This is a genomic window from Paenibacillus humicola, from assembly GCF_028826105.1.
In the GTDB taxonomy this organism is placed as follows: domain Bacteria; phylum Bacillota; class Bacilli; order Paenibacillales; family Paenibacillaceae; genus Paenibacillus_Z; species Paenibacillus_Z humicola.
The window spans coordinates 4861856-4886503 of the sequence record NZ_JAQGPL010000001.1; the positions used below are offsets into that span (position 1 = coordinate 4861856).

At 56.3% G+C, this 24648-nt stretch carries 21 protein-coding genes; 8 read left to right on the top strand and 13 right to left on the bottom strand.

Annotation, left to right across the window (positions count from 1 at the left end):
* The first annotated feature begins 37 nt into the window (after nt 1–37).
* Nucleotides 38–523, top strand: coding sequence for a hypothetical protein (locus PD282_RS22355; protein WP_274653312.1), 486 nt, complete (start codon nt 38–40; stop codon nt 521–523).
* 34 nt (nt 524–557) lie between these two features.
* Here PD282_RS22355 and PD282_RS22360 read toward each other — a convergent pair whose 3' ends face one another.
* The 3 genes from PD282_RS22360 to PD282_RS22370 form a co-directional block, all read right to left on the bottom strand.
* Entirely contained in the window at nt 558–1751 is a 1194-nt protein-coding gene (locus PD282_RS22360) for a MalY/PatB family protein (RefSeq protein ID WP_274653313.1), read from the bottom strand.
* Between the two features lie 238 nt (nt 1752–1989).
* A complete protein-coding gene (locus PD282_RS22365) occupies nt 1990–4068 on the bottom strand; it encodes a serine hydrolase domain-containing protein (RefSeq protein WP_274653314.1) in 2079 nt (692 codons plus the stop codon).
* 428 nt (nt 4069–4496) lie between these two features.
* Complete coding sequence (locus PD282_RS22370; protein ID WP_274653315.1) at nt 4497–5375, bottom strand: ROK family protein; 879 nt, start codon at nt 5373–5375, stop codon at nt 4497–4499.
* A 189-nt stretch (nt 5376–5564) separates the two neighbouring features.
* Here PD282_RS22370 and PD282_RS22375 point away from each other — a divergent pair, with 189 nt between their 5' ends.
* The 3 genes from PD282_RS22375 (at nt 5565) to PD282_RS22385 (ending at nt 9026) form a co-directional block, all read left to right on the top strand.
* Nucleotides 5565–6866, top strand: a complete 1302-nt coding sequence (locus PD282_RS22375; RefSeq protein ID WP_274653316.1) for a CapA family protein — start codon at nt 5565–5567, stop codon at nt 6864–6866.
* Nucleotides 6867–7178: 312 nt separating this feature from the next.
* A complete protein-coding gene (locus tag PD282_RS22380) occupies nt 7179–8573 on the top strand; it encodes a glycine--tRNA ligase (RefSeq protein ID WP_274653317.1) in 1395 nt (464 codons plus the stop codon).
* A gap of 186 nt (nt 8574–8759) precedes the next feature.
* Nucleotides 8760–9026 carry an AbrB/MazE/SpoVT family DNA-binding domain-containing protein gene (locus PD282_RS22385; protein WP_274653318.1) on the top strand — a complete coding sequence of 89 codons (267 nt, stop codon included), beginning with the start codon at nt 8760–8762 and terminating at the stop codon, nt 9024–9026.
* A 58-nt stretch (nt 9027–9084) separates the two neighbouring features.
* Here the strand turns inward: PD282_RS22385 and PD282_RS22390 are convergent, their stop codons facing one another.
* Both PD282_RS22390 and PD282_RS22395 read right to left on the bottom strand, forming a co-directional pair.
* Nucleotides 9085–9480 (bottom strand): hypothetical protein, encoded by a 396-nt coding sequence (locus tag PD282_RS22390; RefSeq protein ID WP_274653319.1) that lies wholly within the window; start codon nt 9478–9480, stop codon nt 9085–9087.
* 535 nt (nt 9481–10015) lie between these two features.
* Complete coding sequence (locus PD282_RS22395) at nt 10016–10963, bottom strand: phosphotransferase family protein (RefSeq protein ID WP_274653320.1); 948 nt, start codon at nt 10961–10963, stop codon at nt 10016–10018.
* 211 nt (nt 10964–11174) lie between these two features.
* Between PD282_RS22395 and PD282_RS22400 the strand changes: the two genes are divergently transcribed.
* From PD282_RS22400 to PD282_RS22410, 3 genes are all read left to right on the top strand, one after another.
* On the top strand, nt 11175–12233 hold the full coding sequence (locus PD282_RS22400) for an ATP synthase beta subunit C-terminal domain-containing protein (RefSeq protein ID WP_274653321.1): 1059 nt from the start codon (nt 11175–11177) through the stop codon (nt 12231–12233).
* Between the two features lie 289 nt (nt 12234–12522).
* The gene (locus PD282_RS22405; RefSeq protein ID WP_274653322.1) at nt 12523–13380 is read left to right on the top strand and encodes a helix-turn-helix transcriptional regulator; all 858 of its coding nucleotides are present in this window, start codon (nt 12523–12525) and stop codon (nt 13378–13380) included.
* 111 nt (nt 13381–13491) lie between these two features.
* The gene (locus PD282_RS22410; RefSeq protein ID WP_274653323.1) at nt 13492–13785 is read left to right on the top strand and encodes a YciI family protein; all 294 of its coding nucleotides are present in this window, start codon (nt 13492–13494) and stop codon (nt 13783–13785) included.
* Between the two features lie 78 nt (nt 13786–13863).
* On the opposite strand, the gene PD282_RS22415 is transcribed toward PD282_RS22410, so the two are convergent.
* Together PD282_RS22415 and PD282_RS22420 are read right to left on the bottom strand one after the other, a co-directional pair.
* Nucleotides 13864–14370, bottom strand: coding sequence for an SRPBCC domain-containing protein (locus PD282_RS22415; RefSeq protein WP_274653324.1), 507 nt, complete (start codon nt 14368–14370; stop codon nt 13864–13866).
* 40 nt (nt 14371–14410) lie between these two features.
* On the bottom strand, nt 14411–14752 hold the full coding sequence (locus tag PD282_RS22420) for an ArsR/SmtB family transcription factor (protein ID WP_274653325.1): 342 nt from the start codon (nt 14750–14752) through the stop codon (nt 14411–14413).
* Nucleotides 14753–14980: 228 nt separating this feature from the next.
* Here PD282_RS22420 and metE point away from each other — a divergent pair, with 228 nt between their 5' ends.
* A complete protein-coding gene (gene metE, locus PD282_RS22425) occupies nt 14981–17251 on the top strand; it encodes a 5-methyltetrahydropteroyltriglutamate--homocysteine S-methyltransferase (RefSeq protein WP_274653326.1) in 2271 nt (756 codons plus the stop codon).
* A 20-nt stretch (nt 17252–17271) separates the two neighbouring features.
* Here the strand turns inward: metE and PD282_RS22430 are convergent, their stop codons facing one another.
* From PD282_RS22430 to PD282_RS22455, 6 genes are all read right to left on the bottom strand, one after another.
* A complete protein-coding gene (locus PD282_RS22430; protein WP_274653327.1) occupies nt 17272–18213 on the bottom strand; it encodes a LysR family transcriptional regulator in 942 nt (313 codons plus the stop codon).
* An 81-nt stretch (nt 18214–18294) separates the two neighbouring features.
* The gene (locus PD282_RS22435) at nt 18295–18852 is read right to left on the bottom strand and encodes a GNAT family N-acetyltransferase (protein ID WP_274653328.1); all 558 of its coding nucleotides are present in this window, start codon (nt 18850–18852) and stop codon (nt 18295–18297) included.
* Nucleotides 18853–19237: 385 nt separating this feature from the next.
* Entirely contained in the window at nt 19238–20320 is a 1083-nt protein-coding gene (locus PD282_RS22440; RefSeq protein ID WP_274653330.1) for a Gfo/Idh/MocA family protein, read from the bottom strand.
* 22 nt (nt 20321–20342) lie between these two features.
* The gene (locus tag PD282_RS22445) at nt 20343–21149 is read right to left on the bottom strand and encodes a sugar phosphate isomerase/epimerase family protein (RefSeq protein ID WP_274653332.1); all 807 of its coding nucleotides are present in this window, start codon (nt 21147–21149) and stop codon (nt 20343–20345) included.
* A 43-nt stretch (nt 21150–21192) separates the two neighbouring features.
* Nucleotides 21193–22797, bottom strand: coding sequence for a response regulator transcription factor (locus PD282_RS22450; RefSeq protein ID WP_274653335.1), 1605 nt, complete (start codon nt 22795–22797; stop codon nt 21193–21195).
* Nucleotides 22775–24601, bottom strand: coding sequence for a cache domain-containing sensor histidine kinase (locus PD282_RS22455; protein ID WP_274653337.1), 1827 nt, complete (start codon nt 24599–24601; stop codon nt 22775–22777). The genes PD282_RS22450 and PD282_RS22455 overlap by 23 nt, the downstream gene beginning before the upstream one ends.
* Nucleotides 24602–24648 lie beyond the last annotated feature (47 nt).

Genomic DNA, 24648 nt, shown 5'->3' on the forward strand with positions numbered 1-24648 from the left:
GATGCCGTTTATCCCATAACCCCAGCGGAGGATACCGATGACCGAATTAAAGCTCCATGTGGACGCCGAGGTTCACAAGAAATTGGCGGCCGATTTGTTTAATGCGACGTGGGACTTCATTGAAAAACCGAACCGGAGCGAAGCCGATGACGAAACGATGGTTCACGCCGCCCATGCCTCCCGATTTCATTGGGGAATGGCCGGAACGCCGCTGCATTTCGCGAGAGGCGAATGGCTGATTTCACGGGTGTATGCGCTCACCGGAAGAGCCGAGCCCGCGATGTTTCATGCCGAAAAATCGTTGTCGCTTTGTTTGCGCCACCAGCTGAACGATTTTGATACCGGCTTCGCTTATGAAGCGCTGGCCCGGGCCTGCGAAATCCAAGGAGACGCCGCCCGCCGCGATGAATATCTCGCGCTTGCCCTGCAGGCTGCGCAGCGCGTCGAACGCGAGAACGATAGAACGTGGCTGCTGGAAAACATCCATACCGTCTCCTCGGGTACGCTGCCGGCTTGGGACTAGCGGCTATGTTTGATCTGCCAAGAGAGAACGCGGCTTATTGCCCCGAACCCGCTTTTCTCGCTTTGACGGCCGCTTCCAGGCGTGAAATTCCTTCTTCCACGACGCTGCGGGGAGCGGCGAGATTGACCCGGATAAAGCCGGCTCCTTCTTCCCCGAACGAGGAGCCGTCGTTGATGGCGATTTTCGCCTCGCGCAGCATGAAGCTTTTCAGTTCGTCCGGCGTCATGCCGAGCGGGCGGCAGTCGAGCCAGACCATATAGGTGCCCTCCGGCTTCGCAAAACGCAGCTCGGGCAGTCTCGCCGCCATCTCCACGCTGAAGTAATCGATGTTTGCTTCGATGTAAGCCAGGACGCTGTCCAGCCACTCGTCGCCGTAACGGTAGGCCGCATTGGCCGCCGTCAGCGAAAACGGGTTCATCATCGTCAGGTGCGCTTCTTTCAGGTGCGTGTCGAACTTGTCGCGTTTCGCTTCGTCCGGAATGATGATGAAGGACGAGTGCAGGCCGGCCATATTGAACGTTTTGCTCGGCGCCATGCACACGATTGTCCGGGCTTCCAGTTCGGGAGAAAGCGCCGCGAAAGGCGTATGGACATGAGACTGAAACACCAGATCGGCGTGAATCTCGTCGGACACGACCGTGATGTCGTATTCGGTGCAGATGGAGGCGAGCGTTTCGAGCTCCTCGCGGGTCCACACCCTGCCGATCGGGTTGTGCGGGCTGCACAGAATGAGCATTTTCGCCCCGCTGTCGCGTGCCTTCAGGCGTAAATCGTCGAAATCCATCCGGTAGCGGCCGTCCGCTTCCTGGAGCGGGTTCAGCACCAGCTCCCGCCCGGCTTCCTTCACGACCGAAAAAAACGGGGGATACACCGGCGGCTGAACGATGACGCCGTCGCCCGGAGCGGTATAGCAGGCGACGCATGTGCGCAGCGCGGCGACGACGCCGGGCGAGAAGGTGATCCAGTTCTCGGGCACGGTCCAGCGATGCCTGCGCTTCAGCCAGCCCGCGACCGCTTCCGCCATATATCCCGGCCGGAACGTGTAGCCAAACACGCCGTTCTCGGCCCGTTCTTTCAGCGCCCGGATCACCGGATCCGGCCCGCGGAAATCCATATCCGCCACCCACATCGGCAGCAAGCCCTCGGCTTCGAAAACTTGATCGGCCATCTCCCATTTTGCGGATCCGGTTCCGGTCATGTCCACGCGGTTGTCAAACGAATACTCCATTCTCGTCACCCCAGTCCGTATACTTGAACGTTTAACGTTTGTTTCGTTGTCTGTCAAAAACCTTCTATCTGGATCTTATCAAGGGCGGGGAAGATGGTCAAATGCACAATCCGCTAGATAGTCGGAAGGTCCGGAAGGCTCCGATCCAAAACGAAAAAGCGTTGACCCCGGGGCCAACGCTTTCTCTTGTTTTCAGCGGCGGGCTTAAGGCCATTGCCTGACGGAGCTCCGCGTTTTGTTATTTAATCGTGATTTCCATTTTCACGCCGGCGTCGCCCGCGAACATCAGCTTCCCGTTGGCGGGCAGCGTAACTTGATGGCCGCCGCCGATGATGCTGTAATAGACGCAGGCGCCTTTATCGTCGTAGACGGCGAACGAGGCGTGCTTGGGCATTTTCACATCCATCGTCTTGCCGGCCGCCTGCTCGGGTACCGTCAGCCATCTGGAGTAGCCGCTGGACGGAATCGTGAGTGCCGACTTCTTCCCGGCGTAAATCGGCTTCAAGGCATCCTCCCGCACATACAGGCTGTCGGCGGCTTGCAAATATTCGGCGCCGTCCTGCGTGAAGAACGTAAACGCCTGATTGTCCCTGCCGGCCATGACCGGAATTTGCAGCTCGCCATCCGACGAATTCGGCCCCGTTATTTTTTGGTCCAGCATATAACCGGGCGCGTCCGGGAACAAATTCACTTTCACGGCAGGCAGCGCCATATACACTTCCGACGAATATTTCTCGCTGATCAGCAAATACTGCTTGCCGCTGCGTGCCGCCCATGCGGCAGCCGTATCCGGCGTGATGTCGTTGGGCTCAAGCTTTTCGGCGGAATATTGGGACACGGCAATCTGGCCGAGTCCCGGCAGCGAAGCATACTGCCGGACCCATAAGTACGTCTGGCCGTTCTTCTCCTTGACGAAGCTCGCCTTCGTGCTGCCGTCCGCGCTCATGAACGTGCCGTCCGCCGTATAAACGAATGTCTGCGCCGGTGAGGCCGGCGCTTGCGGCGAAGTGATCGACAGCTCGCTGTCCGTGCTGATTTCCGCCTTGATCAATTGATTCGTCGCGCCGTACATCCCCGCCTGGCTTTCCAGCTCCTCCGGCATGGGCGCCTTGACGGGCTGGCCGAACGACTTATCGGGCTTGAATGCCGCGATCTCGCCCTTCTCCTTCAGCGCATGGAGCAGAATATCCGCTGCGAGCATTTGGTCCGTCGTGCTCGAGCCGCCGGAGGAGAGGACGGCCGCCGCCATGTTTTCCCCGGGCAGCACGACGAGCGAGGCGTGATACAGAATCGTATCCCCGCCCTTCGCCAGGGCCTGAATGCCGTATTCGCCGAAAGGGAACAGGTCGACGCTGTCCCAGCCGAGCCCGTAGCCTACGATATTGTCCGCATCCGGCGGCCACATGCCCCGTTTATATTCGGCCTGCTCCATCGCCTGCACCGATAAATCGGAAAGCAGGCCTTCGGTTTGACCCGTGAACATTTGCGAGAAACGGACCAGATCTTCCGCCGTGGAATAGATGCCTCCCGCTCCGATGGAGTTGACCGTTTCGTTCGGAAGCTGCCCCTTGAACGACGGGTAATAAAGTCCCGCCATTGGGGCAGTATTGACCTTGTCCAGCGGCGTTATCGTATCGGACATGCCGAGCGGCTGCGTAATATATTGATGGATGAAGGACGTAAAATCCATGCCGCTGACGCGCTCGACCAATATTTCGGCAAGCGTAAACCCGTCGTTGGAATAAACCGAATACGCCCCCGGATCGGCCTTGAGCTTTTGGCTTGCCAAATGCTCGAGAAACGTATCGTGTGCGTATGTATCATTGTCTTCGAACAAAAAGGCGTTGCCAAGCGTTGAACCGTAAAGACCGGATGAATGATTCAGCAGCATGCGCGGCGTGATCTGTTTGTAGCGTTCGTCTTTCATCGTAAAATCGGGAATATAGTGAACGACGGGCGTATCCAGATCGATTTTCCCCTCGTCGACGAGCTTCATGACGGCGGCCGTCGTGAACATTTTGCTCGTGGACCCGATGCCGTACATCGTATCCGCGGTCAGCGGTTTTTTGCCTTTCTCGTCGTTTCGGCCGGTCTGACCGGATACGACAATGCGTCCATGATCGATCAGCGCATATTGAACGCTGGTTATATTGTAAGTCGTCCCCGTGAGCAGCGCGGCTTTGTCCGCCGCCTCCTTCTGCGTTTCCGCATAGGCGGACGTATCGCTCTGGCCGGCGGCCATCGCCCCGGCCGGCGCAAGCAGCGTGATCATCAGTCCCAATGCCGCCGCCGGCAGCCACAATCTTCTTTTTCCCATTCCGTACCTCCTGAAAGATTTGCTCAGCTTCTCTGCAGCAGCGCATCGGGCGCAGCGCAGGAAGCCGTCTCTAGTAATACGCGCGAACGTTCCAAATGTGTCCATTTATCGGAAAAAATTGAGAGCCACGGCCTTAAAGCAAACGGCGGGGGACCATTCCGGACGCTGTTGAATCTATTAAGAGCGGCTAGAATGATAGGTCAGACGCTATTAATTCTATCGCAAGCGAATAGAATGATAGGTCGGACGCTACTGAACCTATCGCGAGCGGATCGAAATGATAGGATTGCGGCAGCCGAACGGCAGCAAAAGAAAAAGCCGGCTGTCATGCAAGCCGGCCCTCATACGTATTCTTGTCATCGGGTTTCAAATCCGGCGGATGAAGCTGGAACCGCCGCCAAAACCCTCATGAGCGTTCTTCGTGTCCATTACGCCTGTTCGACAGCCTTCAATCCGAGCGCCAGCGCACCGGCCAGCCCCGCATTGTCGCCCAGCCCCGGTGGAACGATGTAGGCATCGATTTGGGCCAAAAGCTGATCCGATTGCACATAGCCGTTCAGGTTATGCAGGACTTCCTTGCGGATCAGCGGGAATAGCTGCTCCTGATGCATGACGCCGCCGCCCAAAATCACTTTTTTCGGCGACAGCATCAAAATGACGCTGCTTACCGCCTGTCCGATATAAAACGCCTCGATTTCCCAGGCCGGATGATCGGCGGGAAGCTCGCTGCCTTTCCTGCCCCACCGCGCTTCGATCGCCGGTCCGGCCGCCATGCCTTCGAGGCAATCCCGGTGGTACGGGCAATGCCCCGCGAATTCATCCTGCGGGTGGCGTCTTGTGAGCACGTGCCCGCCTTCCGGATGAACGAGGCCGTGAATCAGCTTCCCTTCCGAATAGACGCCGACGCCGATGCCGGTTCCGACCGTATAATACACGCAGCTGTCCAGTCCCCGCGCGGCTCCCCAAATCGCTTCGCCGTATGCGGCCGCGTTGACGTCGGTATCCCAGCCGTACGGAACGTCGAATTCATTTTTCAGCGTATTCAGTAAAGGATAATTCCCCCAGCCCGGCTTCGGCGTCGAGGTGATATACCCGTAGTAGGGGCTCTCGGGGTCAATATTGAGCGGGCCGAACGATCCGATGCCGATTGCCTCGACCTGCTTGTCCTTGAAATACGCGATCACGTTCGCCAGGGTGCGTTCCGGACGCTCGGTTGGAAAGCTGACCCGGTCCTGAATGACCCCCTGTTCGTTTCCGATGCCGCAAATAAATTTCGTGCCGCCTGCTTCGATTGCTCCAATACGCATGTTTCCGTTCCTCCAGATCCTCGTTGTATCCCCTAAAGCCGCCCGCTGGCCGCAGATAAGGGGAATTCATCTGTCTATCTTATCACGAGAAGCGAAAATTCCATATGGGGTCTTTTACGGAACAAAGCCGGCCGGGCGGGAATATAGTGTCGTAACGGATTTTGGCCCCTACGGCGAAAGGAAGATGGCATGTCGAAGGAGATTATCGTTGCTGCGGTCGGCGATCTCATCATGAAGCCGATGCTGGTTCGATTGCTGCACGCCGGCGGCAAACGCAGCGGCTCAGCCGGTCAGGATAAGGTACCGTACGACTTCGGGCACCTGTTCGAGCCGGTCTCCCGCTATTTGCAGGAAGCGGATTTGACCATCGGCAATCTGGAGACAACCCTCGCGGGCGGAACGGATGTCAGTTATACGAAATCGAAACGCCAAAACGGCAACCCGGTTTTCAAAAGTCCGGATGGTTTCGCCACCGCATTGAAGGCGGCCGGCTTCGACGTGCTCGCGACGGCAAACAACCATTGTATGGATTACGGCATTCGCGGCCTCAAACGGACGCTGGACGTGCTCGACCGGTGCGGGCTTGCCCATACCGGGACCTACCGGTCCGGCGAAGAATCCAAGTCGCTCTGCATTCGGGACGTTGAGGGCGTACGGATCGGCATTTTATCGTATACGAGAGATACGAACGGGATTCCGGTGCCGAAAGATCAGGCGGCCGGCGTGAACAAGCTCGCCCGCTCTCGGATCGCGAACGATTTGAAACGAATGCGCGCGAAATCGGACTTCATTATCGTCTGCATGCATACCGGAAAAGAATACCACCGGCGGCCTTCCCTTCAGCAAAAGGAGCTGGTCTCGTACCTGTTCCGCCAGGGAGCCGATGTCGTGCTCGGCGCGCATCCGCACGTCCTTCAGCCGGCGGTATGCCGCACGGTCAAGGATGTGAACGGCCGAACGAGGCGAAGACTGGCGATTTATTCGCTGGGCAACTTCATATCGACGCGGCTGCACGGCCTGGATGACGCCTTGACCGGTATGATCGCGCGCGTTAAGCTGCGCAAAACGTCCGACGGCTCCGTTCGGCTTGCGGGCTTCGACTACGTGCCGACCTGGGTGAGCATCGAGAAAGACGGCGGCCGGCACCCATGTCAAGTCGTGCCGCTCCGGCCGGCGCTTCTGGCGTCCGATCGCGGCCCGGCCGGGCAAAAGGTACGGATGAACCGCGCCTATCGGCGTGCGCAGCGCATGTATCAAGGGGTTCTTCCGCTGCTCGAGGAACTGCCCGACGCCGGTTCTGCTCCGGAATCGCGTATCGCTTCGGTAACGGACGTTCCGATCGAGGAACCGGCCGACGCCGGTTCTGCCCAGGAGTCGCGTACCGCTTCGGAGCCGGACGTTCCGGTCGAGGAACCGCCCGGCTCCGGTGCTCCTCCGGACTCGCGAACCGCTTCGGAACCGGACGCTCCGGCGATAATGGATTCGCCTTGATTTACAGGCCGTATTCCGGTACGATCAGGGTAAGTTTTCGTAAATCGGCCGCGATGGACCAATAATACCTGAATATCCTCCTGCCCAGCGATCCGGGGAAGGTGCAAGCCCGGAAAGGAGCTTCAGGGAAACGGCAGTCCGGAGCCGAACCGGCATGTAAAAAAGGGGGGCCGTCCGCACAAGGAGGGCCAACCGGGGTGGAACCGCGGGTGCGCCTAAGCTCTCGTCCCTGGGCATCGATGCTCGATGCCGGGGCGGGAGCTTTTTTCTATTCGCAAAGAAGTCATAATCTTCAGAGAAGGAGATGTTACGATGACAACCCGCACAAACAATACGATGGAGCACATCGTGGCGCTGGCCAAGCACCGCGGCTTTATTTTTCCCGGCTCGGACATTTACGGCGGACTGGCGAACACCTGGGATTACGGCCCGCTCGGCGTCGAGCTCAAAAACAACATCAAGCGCGCGTGGTGGAAAAAATTCATTCAGGAGTCCCCGCACAACGTCGGGCTCGATGCGGCGATTTTGATGAATCCGCAGGCGTGGGCGGCTTCGGGCCATGTCGGCAATTTCAACGATCCGATGATCGACTGCAAGACGTGCAAGGCGCGCCATCGGGCCGACAAAATCATCGAAAACGCGCTGGACGCAAAAGGCATCGAGCTTGTCGTCGACGGACTCTCCTTCGATCAGATGGCGGCGCTTATGAACGAGCACCAAATCGCATGTCCGGATTGCGGAAGCCGGGATTTTACGGATATCCGCCAGTTCAACCTCATGTTTAAAACGTTCCAGGGCGTTACCGAGTCGAGCGCCAGTCAAATTTATTTGCGGCCGGAGACGGCACAGGGCATCTTCGTGAATTTCAAAAACGTGCAGCGGGCCATGCGCAGGAAAACGCCCTTCGGCATCGGCCAAATCGGCAAAAGCTTCCGCAATGAGATTACACCGGGCAACTTTACGTTCCGGACGCGCGAGTTTGAGCAGATGGAGCTCGAATTCTTTTGCAGGCCGGGGGAGGATCTCGAGTGGTTTGCTTATTGGCGGGGCTTCTGCCGCAGCTGGCTCTTGTCGCTCGGCATTCGCGAGGAGCAGATTCGTCTGCGCGATCATTCGGAAGACGAGCTGTCGCACTACAGCAGCGCGACGACCGATATCGAATACCGCTTCCCGTTCGGCTGGGGCGAGCTGTGGGGCATCGCCGACCGGACCGACTACGACCTGAAGCAGCATATGGCGCACTCCGGCGAAGATTTCCACTATTTCGACCCGGAAACAAACGAGCGGTATATTCCGTACTGCATCGAGCCTTCGCTCGGAGCGGACCGCGTCACGCTCGCTTTTCTGATCGACGCGTACGAGGAGGAGCAGCTGGACGGCGAAGACAGCCGCACCGTGCTCCGGCTTCATCCGGCGCTTGCGCCGTACAAGGCAGCGGTGTTCCCGCTCTCGAAGAAGCTGGCGGAAGGCGCGCAGCGCGTATTTGCCGGGCTGGCCGCCGATTTTATGGTCGATTACGACGATACGGGCTCGATCGGCAAACGATACCGCCGGCAGGACGAAATCGGTACGCCGTTCTGCATCACCTACGACTTCGAGTCCGAGACGGACGGCCAGGTTACGGTGCGCGACCGCGATACGATGTCGCAGGTTCGCATGCCGGCTGCGGAGCTGAACGCTTTTCTCCAGGAGCGTGTACGGTTTTAGTGGCGAAGGCGGCTCGCAGGGCTCCTTGTTGAGGAGCCTATGGCCCGGCCGCGGGATTGGCGTATATTCTTATCGGGCTCCGGAAAAATTGTCACTAAAAAGTCAAATAAAGGAATTCAATTTAGGGTGTGGAATTACTAAGAAAGGGTGGTTCATGGACGACAGAACGAAACGGAGGTGAAAAGAATGAAAGCGACCGGAATCGTTCGAAAGGTGGACGAGCTTGGCCGGATCGTGCTTCCGATTGAGCTTCGCCGCTCGCTCGGTATCGCGGAAGGGGACGCGCTTGAAATTTACGTGGACCGGGAGCGTGTCCTGCTGAAAAAATACGAGCCGGCTTGCGTATTTTGCGGCAATGCGGACCAAACGGCGTATTATAGAGGCAAATTAATTTGCCAAACGTGTGCCGGCGAAATTGGTTCGCACGTTCGCGTTGCCGTCGGATCCAACTGAAGCCGAACCCTGAATGGCCCGGGGAACATGTCCCCGGGCCATTTATCGCTGCCCTTTCCTATGATCGATGATTGAGATAAACCACGCCGATTTTGCCCGTCGTCATATCGTTCCGCTCCGGGCCTGGCGCAATCTCTTGTATGCGGACGTCGTACCGGTCGGCCAGACGGTTCAATCTGTCAAAAGCAACGATCCGTTCGCCGCGGATGGTGACGTAGAGAATGAGCTCCACGCCAAGCGGATCGTGAACCTTCTCGTTCTTTTCCCTGATCGTGCCGCCCATGTAGGCGGCGTATTCTCCCGTGCAGCCGCAGTAAGGACATTCGTCGGCATATGGATGGATCTGGCGGGGACGATCGACCTCGTAATGCACGCTTGCGGCGACCTGGTAATAGCGGCCCTCCGCGGTCTCGACCGGATTGCAGGCGCGAAGCGGCGCATAATAAAACCGCAAATGTACGTGTCTCCCGGCTGACCTGGAACCGGACGCACAGCTCCTTCTCCGTCGGCAGTCTCCCTCCCTCATGGAAGAGCCCTTGATCGATTTCCTTCATCAGAACAGCTGAAATCGCCGAGTATCGATTTGCCATATGACTTCATGCACTCCTTTGCCGCGGCCACAACGAAGGATGATCAACCTGTATCCAGCATAAGCGCCCCGTGTTAGTCGGGAATAAATCAAGATTCGGCGAATGCAAACGGCATGTTAAGCTTCCGTGAATTTGTCCGGATCAATTATTCTAGATTCAATTGAAAAAAGGGCGTACCCCTCAGGAAATTCGCGGGTTTGAAGATCGTCCGGCACCGGAAGGGGCGGCAATTTGTCTAGATCAATTAAGAAGAAACCGGGTGACGCCGTCTTGTGGCGGCGGAATCAGTTTCTTCCCTTTAGACCGGCGAAAAGTTAACCTTCTCCTATAGATGGAAAAAGCGGCGGACTAAGACAATGTCTTAGACAGCCGCTTCGTTTCAATTCGTGAAAGCCGCAATCAACTTTTCGCCAGACGATCCATGATCATCTTGACCGATTTCGTTAAATGGCCGTGATAATCGTTCCAGGGCCTGCCGCTCACGATCGACAGCCGCCGAATCCCGATCCACAAGGCCCAAAGCTCGATTTCGTGCAGGTCGTCATGTGTGAGTCTGCTCACTTCGTCATACCCTTTTGCCAAGGCATCAAAGCCGCTAAACATCTGCCGACCGTCATGCAAGAGATAATGGCCCAGATCGTACAGAGGGCTGTTCGCCTGGATTTCGCCGAAATCGATGATGCCCGAGAATGTTCCGCCACGGAAGAAAATATGCGAATCGTCAAAATCGCCGTGATTTAAGCGGAATTCATGCCTGGACATGCATGCCGCTCCGTCGTTCAGGGTGCTTTTGATCCGGGACACGTCCCCGCTAGCGAGCAAATTGTCCGATAACCGCGCCAAATCGCCGTCCAGAAATTCATAGACAAAGTCCTGCCACGCTCGTTTCTCGCCCCGCAAAGCCGGGCCGGACGCCGCTTTGTCCAGGTGCACCCAGCCGAAGCCGTCGACTTTGATCCGGTTGATGCGCGCAAGCTGTTTGCCGGCTTTAGCAAGGACGCGCTCGTATTCGCCGCGGGATGAACAGCTTTCCACGGGGGAACCGGGAATCTCTTTGACCAGCATGACGGACATCCCGACAGCTTCATGATGAGGCTCGAAATAAACGACCTCCGGCACTTGAACGTCATTTTGCCCGAGTAAGGCATGGACATGAACCTCCGCGGCAAAGCTGTTGTCCGGTTCCGGCAAAATCCGAAGATAGAAGGTATCCCCGCCGGCATGAATCCGGTACACATACGTCGATACGCCGCTCAGCACCCTCTCGATTCGGAAAGTAGCCGATTTCAGGCAATCGGCCGCAATTTGGGTAACGACTTCGATCTGCGGAGGGTCTTTTTTACGCATTCCTTCGTTCCCTCTCCCCTCATGATTGGCTCTTAAGAAAAAGGATATCCGAAATCGGCGCCAAGCTCACGATAACGTTTTAGTATAACGGAACAAGACCGGTTTTCTTTTCAAGGGCCCATTCAAAATAGTTCACCCATCACCGCAAATCAAGTATTGCTTTTAAGAGTAATTTAAATTACTATTTAAAGTAACAAGGAGGTGCTGAAATATGGATGACGATTTACAGCTTAACGTTCCTTTATTGCGCCGGCGCGTGCCGAATCTAACTTCCGCGGCGCGGGCAGCCGGACTCCGGGCGGCGACGGTGTCCAACCTATGTACGGGCAAAATTCCGGTCGGGCGGGCCGAAGTGCGAACGCTCGCGGCCCTTGCGTCGTTAGCTGGCTGCTCGCTGGATGAACTTATTATTCGGGGAGGTCATGTACGGATGATCGAAACGGGAATTAAAGCGCTGGATTTGCTGGCGCCGGTCGTGCGAGGCGGTACGGTGGGATTGGTGGCCAGGGCGAACATGGGGCAGCTGGTGCTGCTGTCCGAGCTGATGCTCCGGATGAAGAAACGGGGATATGCTGCCGTTTTTTGGCATCCTGGCGCCGATGCGCCGGGAATCGGCGACGTCCAAGCCGAGGCGGAGTTTACGCATTCGACCAAGGACGAAATTTATGAGCGGATTGTCAGCCTTCGCGAGGAAAAGGATGTTTTGCTTGGCCTGGACCGGAGCAAGGTTTTGTCCGGCGAATTGTTTGCGCTGCGCGAAAGCCTGCAGGAGGCCGGCGCCAGACCGGTCACCATTGCGCTGGTCGACATCCAGTATGAGCTTGCGGACGACCAGGGGGCATACGGACCTCTGGATACCCTTTGGCGGTTCGATTCCGATTTGATCAGCCGCAGCATTTATCCCGCGATCGATCCCGTCGCCTCCACATCGACCGTACTGGAAGGCTCGCATTTGGACGCCGTCCATCTGACGACGCAGCAGCGGGCGCGGAAATTGCTGCGCCGATACCGTGAACTGCGGCCGCTCGTTGCCGCACGAGGGATGGAACGGATCCCGGAGCCGGACCTGCAATTTTACAAGCGGGGGGAACGGCTTGAAGCGTACCTCGCCCAGCCCTTTTATGTCGCCGAGCCTTTTACGAAGAAACCCGGCGAGTGGCTGACGCTTTACGAGACGCTGGACGATGTCAAACGGATTCTTGACGGGGAGACGGATGAAATCGAACCTTCGGAGCTGATGTTCAGGGGACGTTTGGAGGTCCGGTCTTAACAGGGAGGTAAAGCCGCCGGCTGCCAAGCCAGGCGGCTATTTTTTCCGGACGGTCCCCCGTTTCGGCGAGACAGCCTTGACTTTGACAATACTCGTATGATGGCATTCAGTCAGATCGCGATGGAATCTCTCCTTCGTCATCCCGTGTAGACATCGCATCATCCATCCAATAGAATTTAGATAAGCAGGCGCTTGTTGGTTACCGGTTACGAAATGCCGACCCAACGTTACGCGCTGCAGGTTCAATATTTTCTTCGTTGGTTCAAAAGAATCCAAAGTGGTGAACAGGATGGAAAATCTGGTGTTCAGGGCGTTCACTCCACATCCTCGGCTGCAGCCCTACATCGCGTCGATTTTTGCACTGGAGACGAGAACCGGACTTCTTAAAAATAACTTCAACATGATTGCTCCGAACGGTAAAATCAAGCTGGTCATTCCCTATAAAAACAACATGCGGAGTACGATTGGCGGCTTCAATCGCGAGCATCGGGAAGCCTCGTGTTTCGTCATCGGGCTGACCGCACAACCCGCCCTCATCGACAGTGATCGGGAATATGGCAATCTGTGCGTCGAATTCAAGCCGCAGGGGGCGTACCGTTTTTTCGATACGGCTCTCAGCGGTCTCACCGACGGCATCTTTGATGCACAAAGTGTGTTCCATTTACCCGGGCGCGAGCTTCAGGAACGACTGTCTGAATTGCAGGACCTGGACAGCAAAGTACGCTGCTTGCAGCTATTTTTGCTGCAAAGGCTGGGCACTGTCATCAAGTCGGATCCCATCACCGACTATGCCGTGAACCGTATCGTTGCAAGCGGGGGATTGATCCGAGTAAGCGGCCTTTCGGAAGAAATCGGCTGTTCCCGCCGATACCTGACCGGTAAATTTGCGGATTATGTCGGCCTGAGCCCAAAGGAATACGTCTGTCTTGTCCGATTCGACCGGATTTACAAAAGCCTCAACCTGAATCCGGCTGCGGCCCGGTATCCGGACGGATATCATGATCAGTCTCATTTTATCAGGGAGTTCAAAAGGTTTACCGGCTTTACGCCGGGAGAGTATATCCGCCGGAGCAACCGTCTGGAAACGATTTTTTCAATGAATAGGCAGTTCCCATTTATACAATACGACACGCCCCTCCTCTGTTAAGCTCAAAGTAATGGGTCGGAGGAGCGTGGAGAATGTGGTTATTTTAACGATATCGAAGGGAACCAAAAGCTTGAGTCAGCCGTTCATTTCAATGACGAAGGAGCGTTGAACATGTATTTTATGTTAAAGTACCCGCCGGCTAGACCTACGTTTCCCGGGGATATGACCGAAGCCGAAAGAGAAATCATGAACACGCACGTCGCGTATTGGAAAAACCTTATGGATCATGGCCATGTGCTGGTTTTCGGGCCGGTCATGGATGACAAAGGACCCTACGGGCTCGGGATCGTGAAGGCGGAGAGCGAGGATCAGGTACGCGGCTTCATCCGGAACGATCCTGCTGTTCAGGGAAAGCTCATGAATACGGAGTTTTATCCGATGAATGCGGTCGTACCCGAAAAATAAGTTACTGTTGCAACTTGCATCCCAGGGGGTAAAAAAACAGCCGCCGGCTCTCAAAGCCAGGCGGCTGCCCCATATTCCTTACTTGAATGCGTTCAGGCGCTCTTCCAGACGATCCCACGTTTCGGTGATGCCCTGCTCCATGCCCATGTCGATGACGGTTTTGAGGGCCTCTGCAGAAACATATTCCGCACGGTTGACCAGTTTTGTTTTGCCGTCCAGATCGATGAATGTCAGCGTGACCTCGGTTGTCGGCAAGCTCGCATCTACATTCCCTTCCGCATCCGAGAAGTAATCGGTGTAGACGATCGTTTCCGGCTCGTCAATCTCCTTATAGACGGCTTTACCCCAAGATTCCATACCGTAAAAATCTCCCTGGTTCCGATCGGCGCACTTCATGCAGTAGTGCCAAACGCCGCCCGCCCGGAAATCGACGGTGCATACCGGAAGCTCCCAGCCTTTCGGTCCCCACCAATGCTTGAGATGCTCCGGTTCCTTAAACATTTTAAACACCAGCTCGCGCGGCGCGTCGAAAACGCGCTCCAGTACCAGCACCCGTTCGTTTTCCACTCTCGAAACCATTGACATTGTATTTCCTCCCGCGATTCAATATTTGAACATCAACCTGTTATTTTTCCGTCTGCTGCAGCCCCCGCAAGTAGTCTTCCAGCGTGTCGAATCTGTCTTCCATGACGTTCCGGAAGGTTTTTACCCAACCATCCAGCGCCTGGAAAGGCTCGGACCGGAGCTTGTAGAACCGGCGATTGGCTTCGGCCTTCACTTCCACGATCCCGCTCGCGCCAAGTACCTTCAAATGCTTCGAAGCCTGAGGCTGGCGAAGCCCCAGCCGGTCGGCGATTTCCCCCACGGTCAGGGGACCGCCGCGCAAAAGCTCAACGATATGCATACGATTCGGTTCGGCCAGAGCGCTCAGCATGGTCAAGTCAAGACCCGGATTTTCCCCCGGCATGCCGCTCACCTCGTTTAGTGTGGGTCTTTTGTTATCCCCTCATCCCCTTTACCGTTATGGTCAACTTCCCGTTGATCTAAATATACACAATAAGGAATATTCCTGTCAAGGAATAATTAATGGTCCATATAAAAAACCTATAGCTCGTCATAGTATTTATGTCTTTTTCGTTGATGCGCCGCCGGCTCTATAATGATCTCATCATTCAGAGCAGGGAGCGGTGAGAATTTGAAAACATCACTTATCGGTTACCCCCGAGTCGGTTCGCTGCGGGAGCTTAAATTCGCATCCGAAAAATACTTCAAAAACGAAATCACGATCGATGAGCTGCATCGGACCGGTGCCGAGCTTCGAGCCAGCCATTGGAAAAGTCAACAAGAGCATGGGATCGACTTTATTCCGTCTAACGACTTTTCCTTCTATGACAACCTTCTCGATACGGCTTCGTTGTTTAATATCATTCCGGAGCGCTACCGGGCACTCGGTCTTCCCCCGTTAGAGACGTATTTCGCGATGGCCAGAGGTTATCAAGGCGCGCAAGGAGACGTCAAAGCGTTAGCCATGAAAAAATGGTTCAACACGAACTATCACTACATGGTACCCGAAATCGACGATTCCACCGCCATCCGGGCAGCCGGAACAAAGCTGTTCGATGAGTTTTTGGAGGCGAAGCAGCATCAGATAACGACAAAGCCCGTGTTGATCGGAGCGTTTACGCTGTTGAAACTTGCCAAATATAACGGCGGCAAACAAGCCGGCGATTTCGTGCAGGAGACAGCCGCGGCTTATGCGGACGTGTTATCGAGGCTGAACGAGCTCGGCGCCGAATGGATTCAACTGGACGAGCCACAGCTGGTAGCGGACCTCTCCAAAGAAGATCTTCTGCTCTTCACGAAGCTGTATTCCCGAATTCTTTCCGGCAAAGCCAGCGTCAAGGTCCTGCTGCAAACGTATTTCGGGGATGTTCGAGACTGCTATCGGGAGCTTCAAGCCCTCCCTTTCGACGGAATCGGAATCGACTTTATCGAAGGGAAGCAGTCGCTGGAACTCGTGCGGCAGCTTGGATTTGCAGAAGATAAAATACTGTTCGCCGGTGTCGTTAACGGCAAGAACATTTGGAGGAACAACTATAAAAACACGCTCGCGCTTGTACAAGAGCTGACCGGACACGCCAAGCAGCTTGTACTCAGCACCTCCTGCTCGCTCCTGCATGTACCTTATTCGTTACAGCGCGAAACGGCACTGTCGGACGAGAAGAAACGCTATTTCGCGTTCGCGGAAGAGAAGCTTCGTGAATTTGCCGAGCTCAAAGCAATTCTGGGGCAAGCGGATCCATATTCGAGCGCCCTCTATATTCAGAATGAGAAGCTCTTCGGCGATACCCGTTTCGAAGGAAACGTGACGGTACAGGCCAGAACGGCAAGCTTAACGGATGCGGACTTTAAGCGGCTGCCCGTTTTCGCGGAACGGGAAGCGATTCAGAAAGCAAAATTCAAGCTGCCTCCGCTGCCGACGACGACGATCGGCTCGTTCCCGCAGACTGCGGATGTGAGGGCGAATCGTTTCTCCTTTAGAAAAGGCGACATTTCCGAGGAGCAGTACAAGCAATTCAACTTCGATAAAATCGCGGAATGTATCGCTCTTCAAGAAGAGATTGGCCTGGACGTGCTTGTTCATGGCGAATACGAGCGCAACGATATGGTTGAATATTTCGGCGAAAGCTTGGACGGGTTTATTTTCACGAAAAATGCCTGGGTGCAATCCTACGGAACAAGGTGCGTGAAACCGCCGATCGTATGGGGGGATATTAGCCGCTCCAAACCCATGACGGCGGAGTATTCGGTCTACGCCAAGAGCTTAACCGGCAAACCGGTAAAAGGGATGTTAACCGGCCCGGTCACGATTCTCAACTGGTCCTTCCCCCGCGAAGATATCAGTTTGAAGGACAGCGCCCTCCAGATTGCGCTTGCGATCAGGGATGAAGTGCTGGACCTGGAAGCGAATCAAATTGAAATCATTCAAATCGATGAAGCCGCGCTGAGAGAAAAGCTGCCGCTTCGCCAGTCGGATTGGCAATCGGAGTATTTAAGCTGGGCGATCCCTGCATTCCGATTGGTGCATAGCGGTGTTAAGGCCGACACGCAAATTCATACCCATATGTGCTACAGCCAATTCAGCGATATCATTCGCGATATCGATGCGATGGACGCCGATGTCATTACGTTCGAAGCTTCCCGATCGGACCTTGCGATTATCGATGCGATCAATGCGTGCGGCTTCCAAACGGAGGTTGGTCCCGGAGTGTACGATATTCATTCCCCGCGGATACCAAGCGTAGAGGAACTCAAGCAGGGATTGCGCCGTATGCTGGATAAAATTAACACCACCAAGCTATGGGTTAATCCGGACTGCGGTCTGAAGACGCGCGGTGTAAGCGAAACGTGGGAAAGCTTGCGTCATCTGGTTCAGGCTGCGAAAGAGGTCAGAGAAACCTTGTAATGGTACATCAGAGGATGAACTCATACGTGTTCATCCTCTTTCCCTAGAATGGAATAACCAAACTCCGAGATCACGCTTTTTAGCTTTCGGACGTAGTCAGCGGCAAGTCGGCTCAGATTGGCTTTCTTATTCGTAATATATCCGATTTGCATATTCTCTTCCGTTTGCAGGCGCACCGATATAATGTGCTCGCCGTTCAAGTCCTCGTTAAGCACGCCCGAGCTGATCGTATACCCGTTCAACCCGATCAGAAGATTAAACAAGGTCGCCCGGTCGCTGACCGATATTTTCTTCTTGTACAGCCTCGTGCTTAAAATTTCCTCCGAGAAATAAAACGAATTGTATTCGCCCTGCTCGAATGAAAGACACGGGAACTCATCCAAATCTTCGATTTCAATCAGCGGCTTGGCCGCCAGCGGATGTGCCGAGCTGATAAAGACGTGCGGCTTGGCTACGAACAGCGGATGGAATCGGAGCTCGCTATCGTTTAATATTTTTTCGATGACCTTCCGGTTAAAATCATTGAGATACAGGATTCCGATTTCGCTGCGCAGATTTCGTACATCTTCGATGATTTCATAGGTCCTGGTTTCGCGAAACGTACACTCATATTCATTCGTGTTCAAGTCTTTCATTAAGCTGACGAACGCTTGGACGGCAAAAGCGTAGTGCTGCGTCGATATGGCGAACAGCTTTTTCGCCGGTTTCTTGTTCATGTACCTTTGCTCAAGTAGTTCTGCCTGCTCTACGACTTGCCTGGCATAGGACAGAAATTCGGCTCCCTCATTCGAAAGCACGATGCCCTTGGATGTCCGCAGGAAGATGTCGACGCCAATTTCCTGCTCGATTTCTTTCACCGCGCTGGATAAGCTGGGCTGAGAAATAAAAAGCTGCTTGGCCGCCTCGCTAATGGAACCGCAGCGCACGATCGTCAAAATGTATTTCAATTGCTGCAAGGTCATGATTATCCGTCCTTATGAAGTATTCCATGTCTTGTCCGCAGAGCGGTGTTCAACGGCAGTTTGCCTAATGAAGCAGTTGATTCAAACTTTCCCTGCAGCGCTCGACTTCCACTCCTCCTCCAGTATGCCAAACAGCAGGGAATCGCGCCACCCGTCCCGGAGAAGCAGGGTATCCCTCAATCGTCCTTCCTGCGTCATTCCGAGCTTGGTCAGGACTTTGGCGGACCCGGTATTCCTCGGATCGCAGGTTGCGTATATGCGATGAAGACGCAAGGCTTGAAAACCAAAATCCGTCAATAAAACGGCCGCTTCCGTCGCAATGCCCCGGCCCCAATAATCCGGGTGGACGATGTAGCCGATCTCGCCGTTTCGGTTCGTTCGATCCCGAATGTTGAGCTCGCCTGCGCCAATCATTTTGCCGGTATTATGGGGAACGATTGCAAAAACGAACCGCGTCCGCGGCGTTTGTGCGCCGTCTTCTACAGCCTCCCGTACAAAGGCTTGCGACTCCTCCTCCGTATTCGGTCCCCAGGGCTGGTAACGGCATGCGATTTCCAGCGAAGCATAGGCATGGACGCCGGCCCAGTCCGTAAACTCAAGCTCTCGCAATTCGATTTGCCCGCCGGCAAGCTGAACCATAAGCAATGCCCCATTCATTCAAGTTTGTTAAAAACCACACGATGGCGAGTCTTCGCACTGAATCCTCTCCCTTTTCTTGTCCTCCCGCAAACGTCCATAAACATTCTGGTTTTCACGTAAAGAAAAAAACCGCCATTAGCGGTTATAAAGTTAAAGTACTTGTGGAAACCCGAATTTTCTTTAAGTCTGCACCAAATCCAATTTCATGTCCATCAAAATTTTTCGATTGCGCTCAACTAAGCGCTCGAGCCGCGTCTCCAACTGCACCTTCGTCCGGCACGGAGACGCCGTGGCGGTGCAGTCCGGCCGGCAGCGGCGACTCCGACTGCACCTTCAGTCCGGCACCAAGACGCCGCGCGGCACCGTCCGGCCGGCCGGCAGCGGCTTATCTGGAACCGGACAGCGCTTCTTCGTTCTGGCGGACGCATTCCTCCATGACGGCGATCTGCTGGCGCACCTGCTCCAGCGTGACCCCAAGCGGAGCGCCAGCCGTCAGATGGGCGTGCAGCCGCTCGTAATACTCCTTGCACATCGCGTCGAAATGGCCGAGTCCGTCTTCGCTCGCGAACGTCCAGCTGCCTTCGTGCCAGCGAAGCTCCTCCCGGCAGTAGGCCGGCATTCCGTTCTCATCCACATACGGCGTGGTGATCAGCTCCTGCTTCTCGTTCTCCTCCGGCTTGAAATATTTCCACTCGAGGCTCGTAAAGGAACCGCGAATGCCGCCGAGCGTGCCCTGGATGCTGTAAGTCGAGCCGGGATAAACACAGCAAGACGAAATCTCCACGTTCACGACCGGCCGGCCGGACGCGCGCAGCATCAGCTGGACGAAATCCTCCGCGTCGCCGGACGTGTTGGCCCGGTCCATCGCGCACATCACCTGCGGCATGCCGTCCGCATCCAGAAACCGCAGCGCCTGATCCACCGGATGCGGGCCGGTGTTGTACAGGTTGCCGCCGTTAAATTCGCGCAGCGTCTGCCAATCCCACCGCCTCGCGAAATTGTTGTAGGCGATATCGACGCGCACGACGCGGCCGATCGTTCCGGAATCGATCAGCTCCCGGATCCGCTTGTACGCCGGAGCGAACCGCGACTGCTGGAAGACGTACAAGCGCTTCCCCGTTTCGCGGGAGACGTCCGTCAGCCGGTCGACCTCCGCGGCGGTGCGGGCGAGCGGCTTCTCGCACAGCACGTGCTGTCCCTTCTGCAGCAGCTCCAGCGAAACCGGCACATGCAGGTGGCTTGGCGTCGTGTTGACGACGAAATCCAGGTCGGTCCGTTCGATCATCTCCCGGTAATCGGCATACGTATCGCAGCCGAATTCCTCTTTCGCCCGCTGCCGGCGGTCTTCGAGCGGATCCGCCACGGCCGCGATCCGGAATTTGTCCGGCAGGCGGCTCAGCGTATCGGCGTGAATGTTTTTGCCGCTGCGTCCTTGTCCGATAATGCCGACTTGCAATCGTTTTCCCATAGCTTAGGTTCAACTCCTTTTATTAAACAAGCTGCCGTTCGCAAAACGCCCTGAACGCCGGCAGCGAGACTTCCGGCTCTTCCAGATAAGGGGCCCACTTCTTCTCGAATTCGAGCGACAGCCAGCCGTCATAGCCGTTCTCCCGCAAAATCCGGATCATCCTTGCCACCGGCACGTCGCCTTCGCCGATCAGGCACAGCTTCTTGCCGTCCGGCAGCCGCTTCGCGTCTTTCACATGCGTATGCTTGATATAGGCGGACAATTCGCCGAAGGTCACCTCCGGCTCCTCCCCGTGCAGATAGGGATGCTCGAAATCCCACAGCAGCCCCACCGCGCCGCTGTCCGTTTGTGCGAAAATCGCCTTGATCAGCTTCACGCTGCGGATGTCGCCGTGCGTTTCCAGCAGCACGGTTACGCCCTTGCCTTCGGCGTAGCGGCCGAGCACGGTAAGCCCTTTCGCGATCCGCTCCAGCGTAACGGCCTGCTCCTCCCGCTCGGGCAGCGCATCCCCGAATACCCGGACGAACGGGACGCCGAGCTTGACGGCGAGGTCGATGTAATCGCACCCTTCCTGAACGGCCCCCTCCCATTTCTGCGGGTCGTGAAAAGCGCACGACGAATCGAGACAGCAGATCGCAAGGCCCGCTTCGCGGAGGCCGGCCATCGTTTGCGCGATATTTTCCTCGAGAAAAGGCGGCGCCTTCGGCAAATACATCTCGCCGTTTATCCCTCGAAGCTCGATGCCGTCGTAGCCCATACGCCTTGCTTCCTGCACAATTTTAGCCCATTCCCAGTCCGGACAGGCCAGCGTTTGAAAAGCGATTTTCATACCGTTCCTTCTTCCTCATGGATTTGGACGGCGCACGCCCGCGTTAGTGAAGCCGGGACGGGGAAACGCCGAAAACCGTCTTGAAGCATTTGTTGAAATAGCTTTTGTTATCGTAGCCGAGCCGGTACGCAATTTCCTCGACCGTCAGATCCGACGATTCGAGCCACTCCTTCGCCTTCTCCATCTTCACCCGGGTCACGTAGCCGATAAAGCTCTCTCCCGTTTCCTTCTTGAACAGCCGGCTGAAATAGCTCGGGTTCATATACAGCGCGTCCGCCGCTTCCTCCAGCGACATTTTTCGGTCCAAATGCTTCTGCACATATTTCTGGACGAACACGATCTCCGATCTGCGAGACCCGCCGGTCATCGCCGACAGGGTGCCGATCAGCGACCGCCAGACGCGGCAGAGCCACCGTTCCAGCTCGTACACCGACTCCGCCGCCAGCATTTCCTGCTGCAGCGACTCGGTTGAGAAAGCAAAATCCATATGATACGCCGAGCGCAGCCGGATATGCTGGTCCATAACTAGCTTCCATATGAAGCTCTTTACTTCCTGCGGCTGGAAACGATTTTTCTCAAAAAAACGGGCCCAGCGAGAAACGGTCTCCTCCACCCGGCCGGTCCGCTCTTCGGCGAGCAGCGCCCCGAATTCGTCCGCCATCCGGGAGTAGTGCGCGAAAATGTCTTCGGCGGCATAAGGCAGATCGGCCCGCCGCTTGTCGGTCACGATCCCGTCCGGCAAATAAAAGCGCTTCTCCGCCACCGCCATAAGCCCGCCCAGCTCCGCCTTCAGCGCCTTCACATCGCGGCAGCCGCTGTCCGAGACGATGAACGAGACGCCGATCTTCAGCGACCGGCGGACGGCCGACTGAATAGTCTCCGCCTGCATGCGGGCCAGATCGGCCGTGCCGCCGCAGCTCCCGTTAACGGGAAACAGGAACAAGAATCCGTCCTGTGAGGCCGGGAAGCAGACGGCCCCGCTGCCGGATTCGGCCAGAATCTCGTCCATGCAGCTGCTCACGGCGTACATGAGAATTTCCTGCGATTGAAACCGCCGGAGCTGGCCGGCCCGGCCGTTCATATAGCCGAAGACCGGGAGATAGGCGCTGCGCGCGAAGTCGACCTGATGCGCCTTGAAGGTGCCGAGCCAGTCCGCTTCGTCCAGAATCGGCGAGCCCGCGAGCGTGGCGACCATTTTCTCCTTCAGCACCGACCGGTTCTGCCGCACGAACTGCGCGAGGTCCCGGCTGCGCGCCTCCGCCCTGCGGTCTTCCTCGATTTGCGCGACCAGCTTTTCCAATATCCCGGCGATTTCCTCGCTCTCCATCGACTCCTTCAGCACATAGTCCTGGACGTTCAGCTTCACGGCCTGCTGGGCGTACCCGAAATCGTTATGGCACGACAAAATGACCGTACGGATGCCGGCGTTCAGCCGTTTGACCGATTGAATGAGCTCGATCCCGTTCATGCCCGGCATCCCGATATCCGTAATGAGCAGATCGGGCATCACCTCGCGCGCTTTCGCGAGCGCTTCGACGCCGTCCTCGGCCTCGCCCGCCACGGTCAGCCGGAGCGCCTCCCACGGAATTTCCTGTTTTAGATATTCAATGACCGGATAATCGTCGTCAGCGAGCAGAACCTTGTACATGTCCGGCTTCCCCTCCCGCGTTCGTCGGAATATGCAGCTGTATTTCCGTCCCTTGCCGGAGCCGGCTGTCCACGGTCATCCGGAAACGGCTTCCGTAAATCATGGCCAAACGCTCGTGCACGTTCTTCAGCCCGATTCCGGTAATGCCGCCCTTGGCATCTTCCGGACGATCCCGTTCCGGATCGCGGCCGAACCGGTCGCGGATCGCGGCGAGCGTATCCTCCTCCATCCCGCCTCCGTCGTCCTTGACGGAAATGACAAGCTCGCCGTTTTCCTTCCAGACGGACAGCTCGACCCGGCCGTGCTTTTGCTTGAGGCCGTGAATAAAAGCGTTCTCGACCAGCGGCTGAAACGTGAAGCGCGGAATGTGTTCGAGCATGGCGTCGGAGGCGACATGCGTTTCGAATTGAATCTTCTGGTTATGCCTGACATTCATCAGCTTGACGTAATGTTGAGCCGTCTCCACCTCCTGGTGAACCGGCAAAAATTCGTTGTTCCGGTTGATCGTCATGCGCAGCAGCCTCGAAAGCGAGGCGATGATGTCCGCGCTCTCCCGGTCTCCCTTCATTTGGATTTTCAGCCGGATCGAGTTGAGCAGGTTGAACAAAAAATGCGGATTGATCTGCGCCTGCAGCAGTTCGAGCTCCACCTTGCGCTTGCGCGCCTGCTCCTCGGTAATCTGCCGGATCATCGCCTCGATCCGGTCGAGCATCTGGTCGAACACCTGGCCGAGTCTCCCGGCTTCGTCCGCGCCGCGGATATTCGTCCTTACGCCGAGCATGCCCGTCTTCACGCTCGCGGCAACCTTGGCCAGCGCAAGCATCGGCTTCATGATCCGGCTCACCAGCCAGAACAAGAAGACGATAAAAATCAGCAGAAAAGCGAACTGGAACATGTAGTCGTATTCCCGGATCCGCTGGATTTTGCCGATGGCGTTCTCGTACGGGACCAGGCTCGCCACCCGCCAGCCGGAGAACGGAAGCGGTTCGCTGAGCAGCATATACTGCTGCCGGTCCAGCATGAGGAACCTCGCTTCCCCATCGCCGGCAAGGGACGAGAAATATTCGAACGGCGAGCCGACCTGCTTGTTGTCCGGACTGGCCATGATTCTGCCCTTCGCGTCCATCAGCACCATGCGCTGGCTGCTGGCGTATTTGTTGAAGAAGTTCTGGATCGGCCGCTCCTCGACGCTGACGACCAAATAAGCGTACGGTTTGGGAGCGCCCGCCCGGAGCGCCCGGGCCATCGTGATCATGTACGGGCTGTCCTTCTGCCTGTACGCCAAATACGTCGGGTGCGCGCCGACCCAGTAGATGTCGTAGTCGTTCAACGAATCGAGCTTGCGGAACCAGGGCTCCGACTGAAAGCGCAGCGGATTGAAATCGGCGACGGAATAGTTGGTGAAAAATTCGCCGTTCGGCAGCACGATCGACACGTAAATGTGATCCTTGGAGAGCACCACCGCTTCGAGCTTGTTCGTCACCTTCTGGCCGTCGATGACGAGCGCCGTCTCGTCGACCGGTTTTTTGCCGAGCCGCTTGAGGAGCGACGTCGTCTCGCTGTCGAACTGGATGTTGTTCGTAATGTAAATCATCGAATTGATCAGGTCGGTCGTAAACAAATTGGCCGCATCGAGCGACTCCCGCGCATAGGTGGCCGCCTGCTCGCGCATGACGTCCCGCGTAAAATAGTTCGAGACCTGGATCGCGATAATCGGCGGCGCGATCAGGCAGACGACGATGGAAATTTTGATTTTCCGGCGAAGCGATAATCGCTGCAGAAACGTCCGGATCGGATTACGCAAGGTTCATCCCTTCTTTGCTGTCTGCATGCAGGAGCCGGGAAGAGAGC

Excerpts from the sequence above, each read along its gene's own strand:
- PD282_RS22445 (WP_274653332.1), bottom strand. The coding sequence starts at position 21,149 with ATGAAAATCGCTTTTCAAACGCTGGCCTGTCCGGACTGGGAATGGGCT.
- PD282_RS22420 (WP_274653325.1), bottom strand. The coding sequence starts at position 14,752 with ATGCCGGGGGAAAATCCGGGTCTTGACTTGACCATGCTGAGCGCTCTG.
- PD282_RS22370 (WP_274653315.1), bottom strand. The coding sequence starts at position 5,375 with ATGCGTATTGGAGCAATCGAAGCAGGCGGCACGAAATTTATTTGCGGC.
- PD282_RS22385 (WP_274653318.1), top strand. The coding sequence starts at position 8,760 with ATGAAAGCGACCGGAATCGTTCGAAAGGTGGACGAGCTTGGCCGGATC.
- PD282_RS22435 (WP_274653328.1), bottom strand. The coding sequence starts at position 18,852 with ATGGTTCAGCTTGCCGGCGGGCAAATCGAATTGCGAGAGCTTGAGTTT.
- PD282_RS22355 (WP_274653312.1), top strand. The coding sequence starts at position 38 with ATGACCGAATTAAAGCTCCATGTGGACGCCGAGGTTCACAAGAAATTG.
- PD282_RS22395 (WP_274653320.1), bottom strand. The coding sequence starts at position 10,963 with ATGCGTAAAAAAGACCCTCCGCAGATCGAAGTCGTTACCCAAATTGCG.
- PD282_RS22430 (WP_274653327.1), bottom strand. The coding sequence starts at position 18,213 with ATGACCTTGCAGCAATTGAAATACATTTTGACGATCGTGCGCTGCGGT.
- PD282_RS22365 (WP_274653314.1), bottom strand. The coding sequence starts at position 4,068 with ATGGGAAAAAGAAGATTGTGGCTGCCGGCGGCGGCATTGGGACTGATG.
- PD282_RS22410 (WP_274653323.1), top strand. The coding sequence starts at position 13,492 with ATGTATTTTATGTTAAAGTACCCGCCGGCTAGACCTACGTTTCCCGGG.
- PD282_RS22440 (WP_274653330.1), bottom strand. The coding sequence starts at position 20,320 with ATGGGAAAACGATTGCAAGTCGGCATTATCGGACAAGGACGCAGCGGC.
- PD282_RS22400 (WP_274653321.1), top strand. The coding sequence starts at position 11,175 with ATGGATGACGATTTACAGCTTAACGTTCCTTTATTGCGCCGGCGCGTG.
- PD282_RS22380 (WP_274653317.1), top strand. The coding sequence starts at position 7,179 with ATGACAACCCGCACAAACAATACGATGGAGCACATCGTGGCGCTGGCC.
- PD282_RS22415 (WP_274653324.1), bottom strand. The coding sequence starts at position 14,370 with ATGTCAATGGTTTCGAGAGTGGAAAACGAACGGGTGCTGGTACTGGAG.
- PD282_RS22375 (WP_274653316.1), top strand. The coding sequence starts at position 5,565 with ATGTCGAAGGAGATTATCGTTGCTGCGGTCGGCGATCTCATCATGAAG.
- PD282_RS22450 (WP_274653335.1), bottom strand. The coding sequence starts at position 22,797 with ATGTACAAGGTTCTGCTCGCTGACGACGATTATCCGGTCATTGAATAT.
- PD282_RS22405 (WP_274653322.1), top strand. The coding sequence starts at position 12,523 with ATGGAAAATCTGGTGTTCAGGGCGTTCACTCCACATCCTCGGCTGCAG.
- PD282_RS22360 (WP_274653313.1), bottom strand. The coding sequence starts at position 1,751 with ATGGAGTATTCGTTTGACAACCGCGTGGACATGACCGGAACCGGATCC.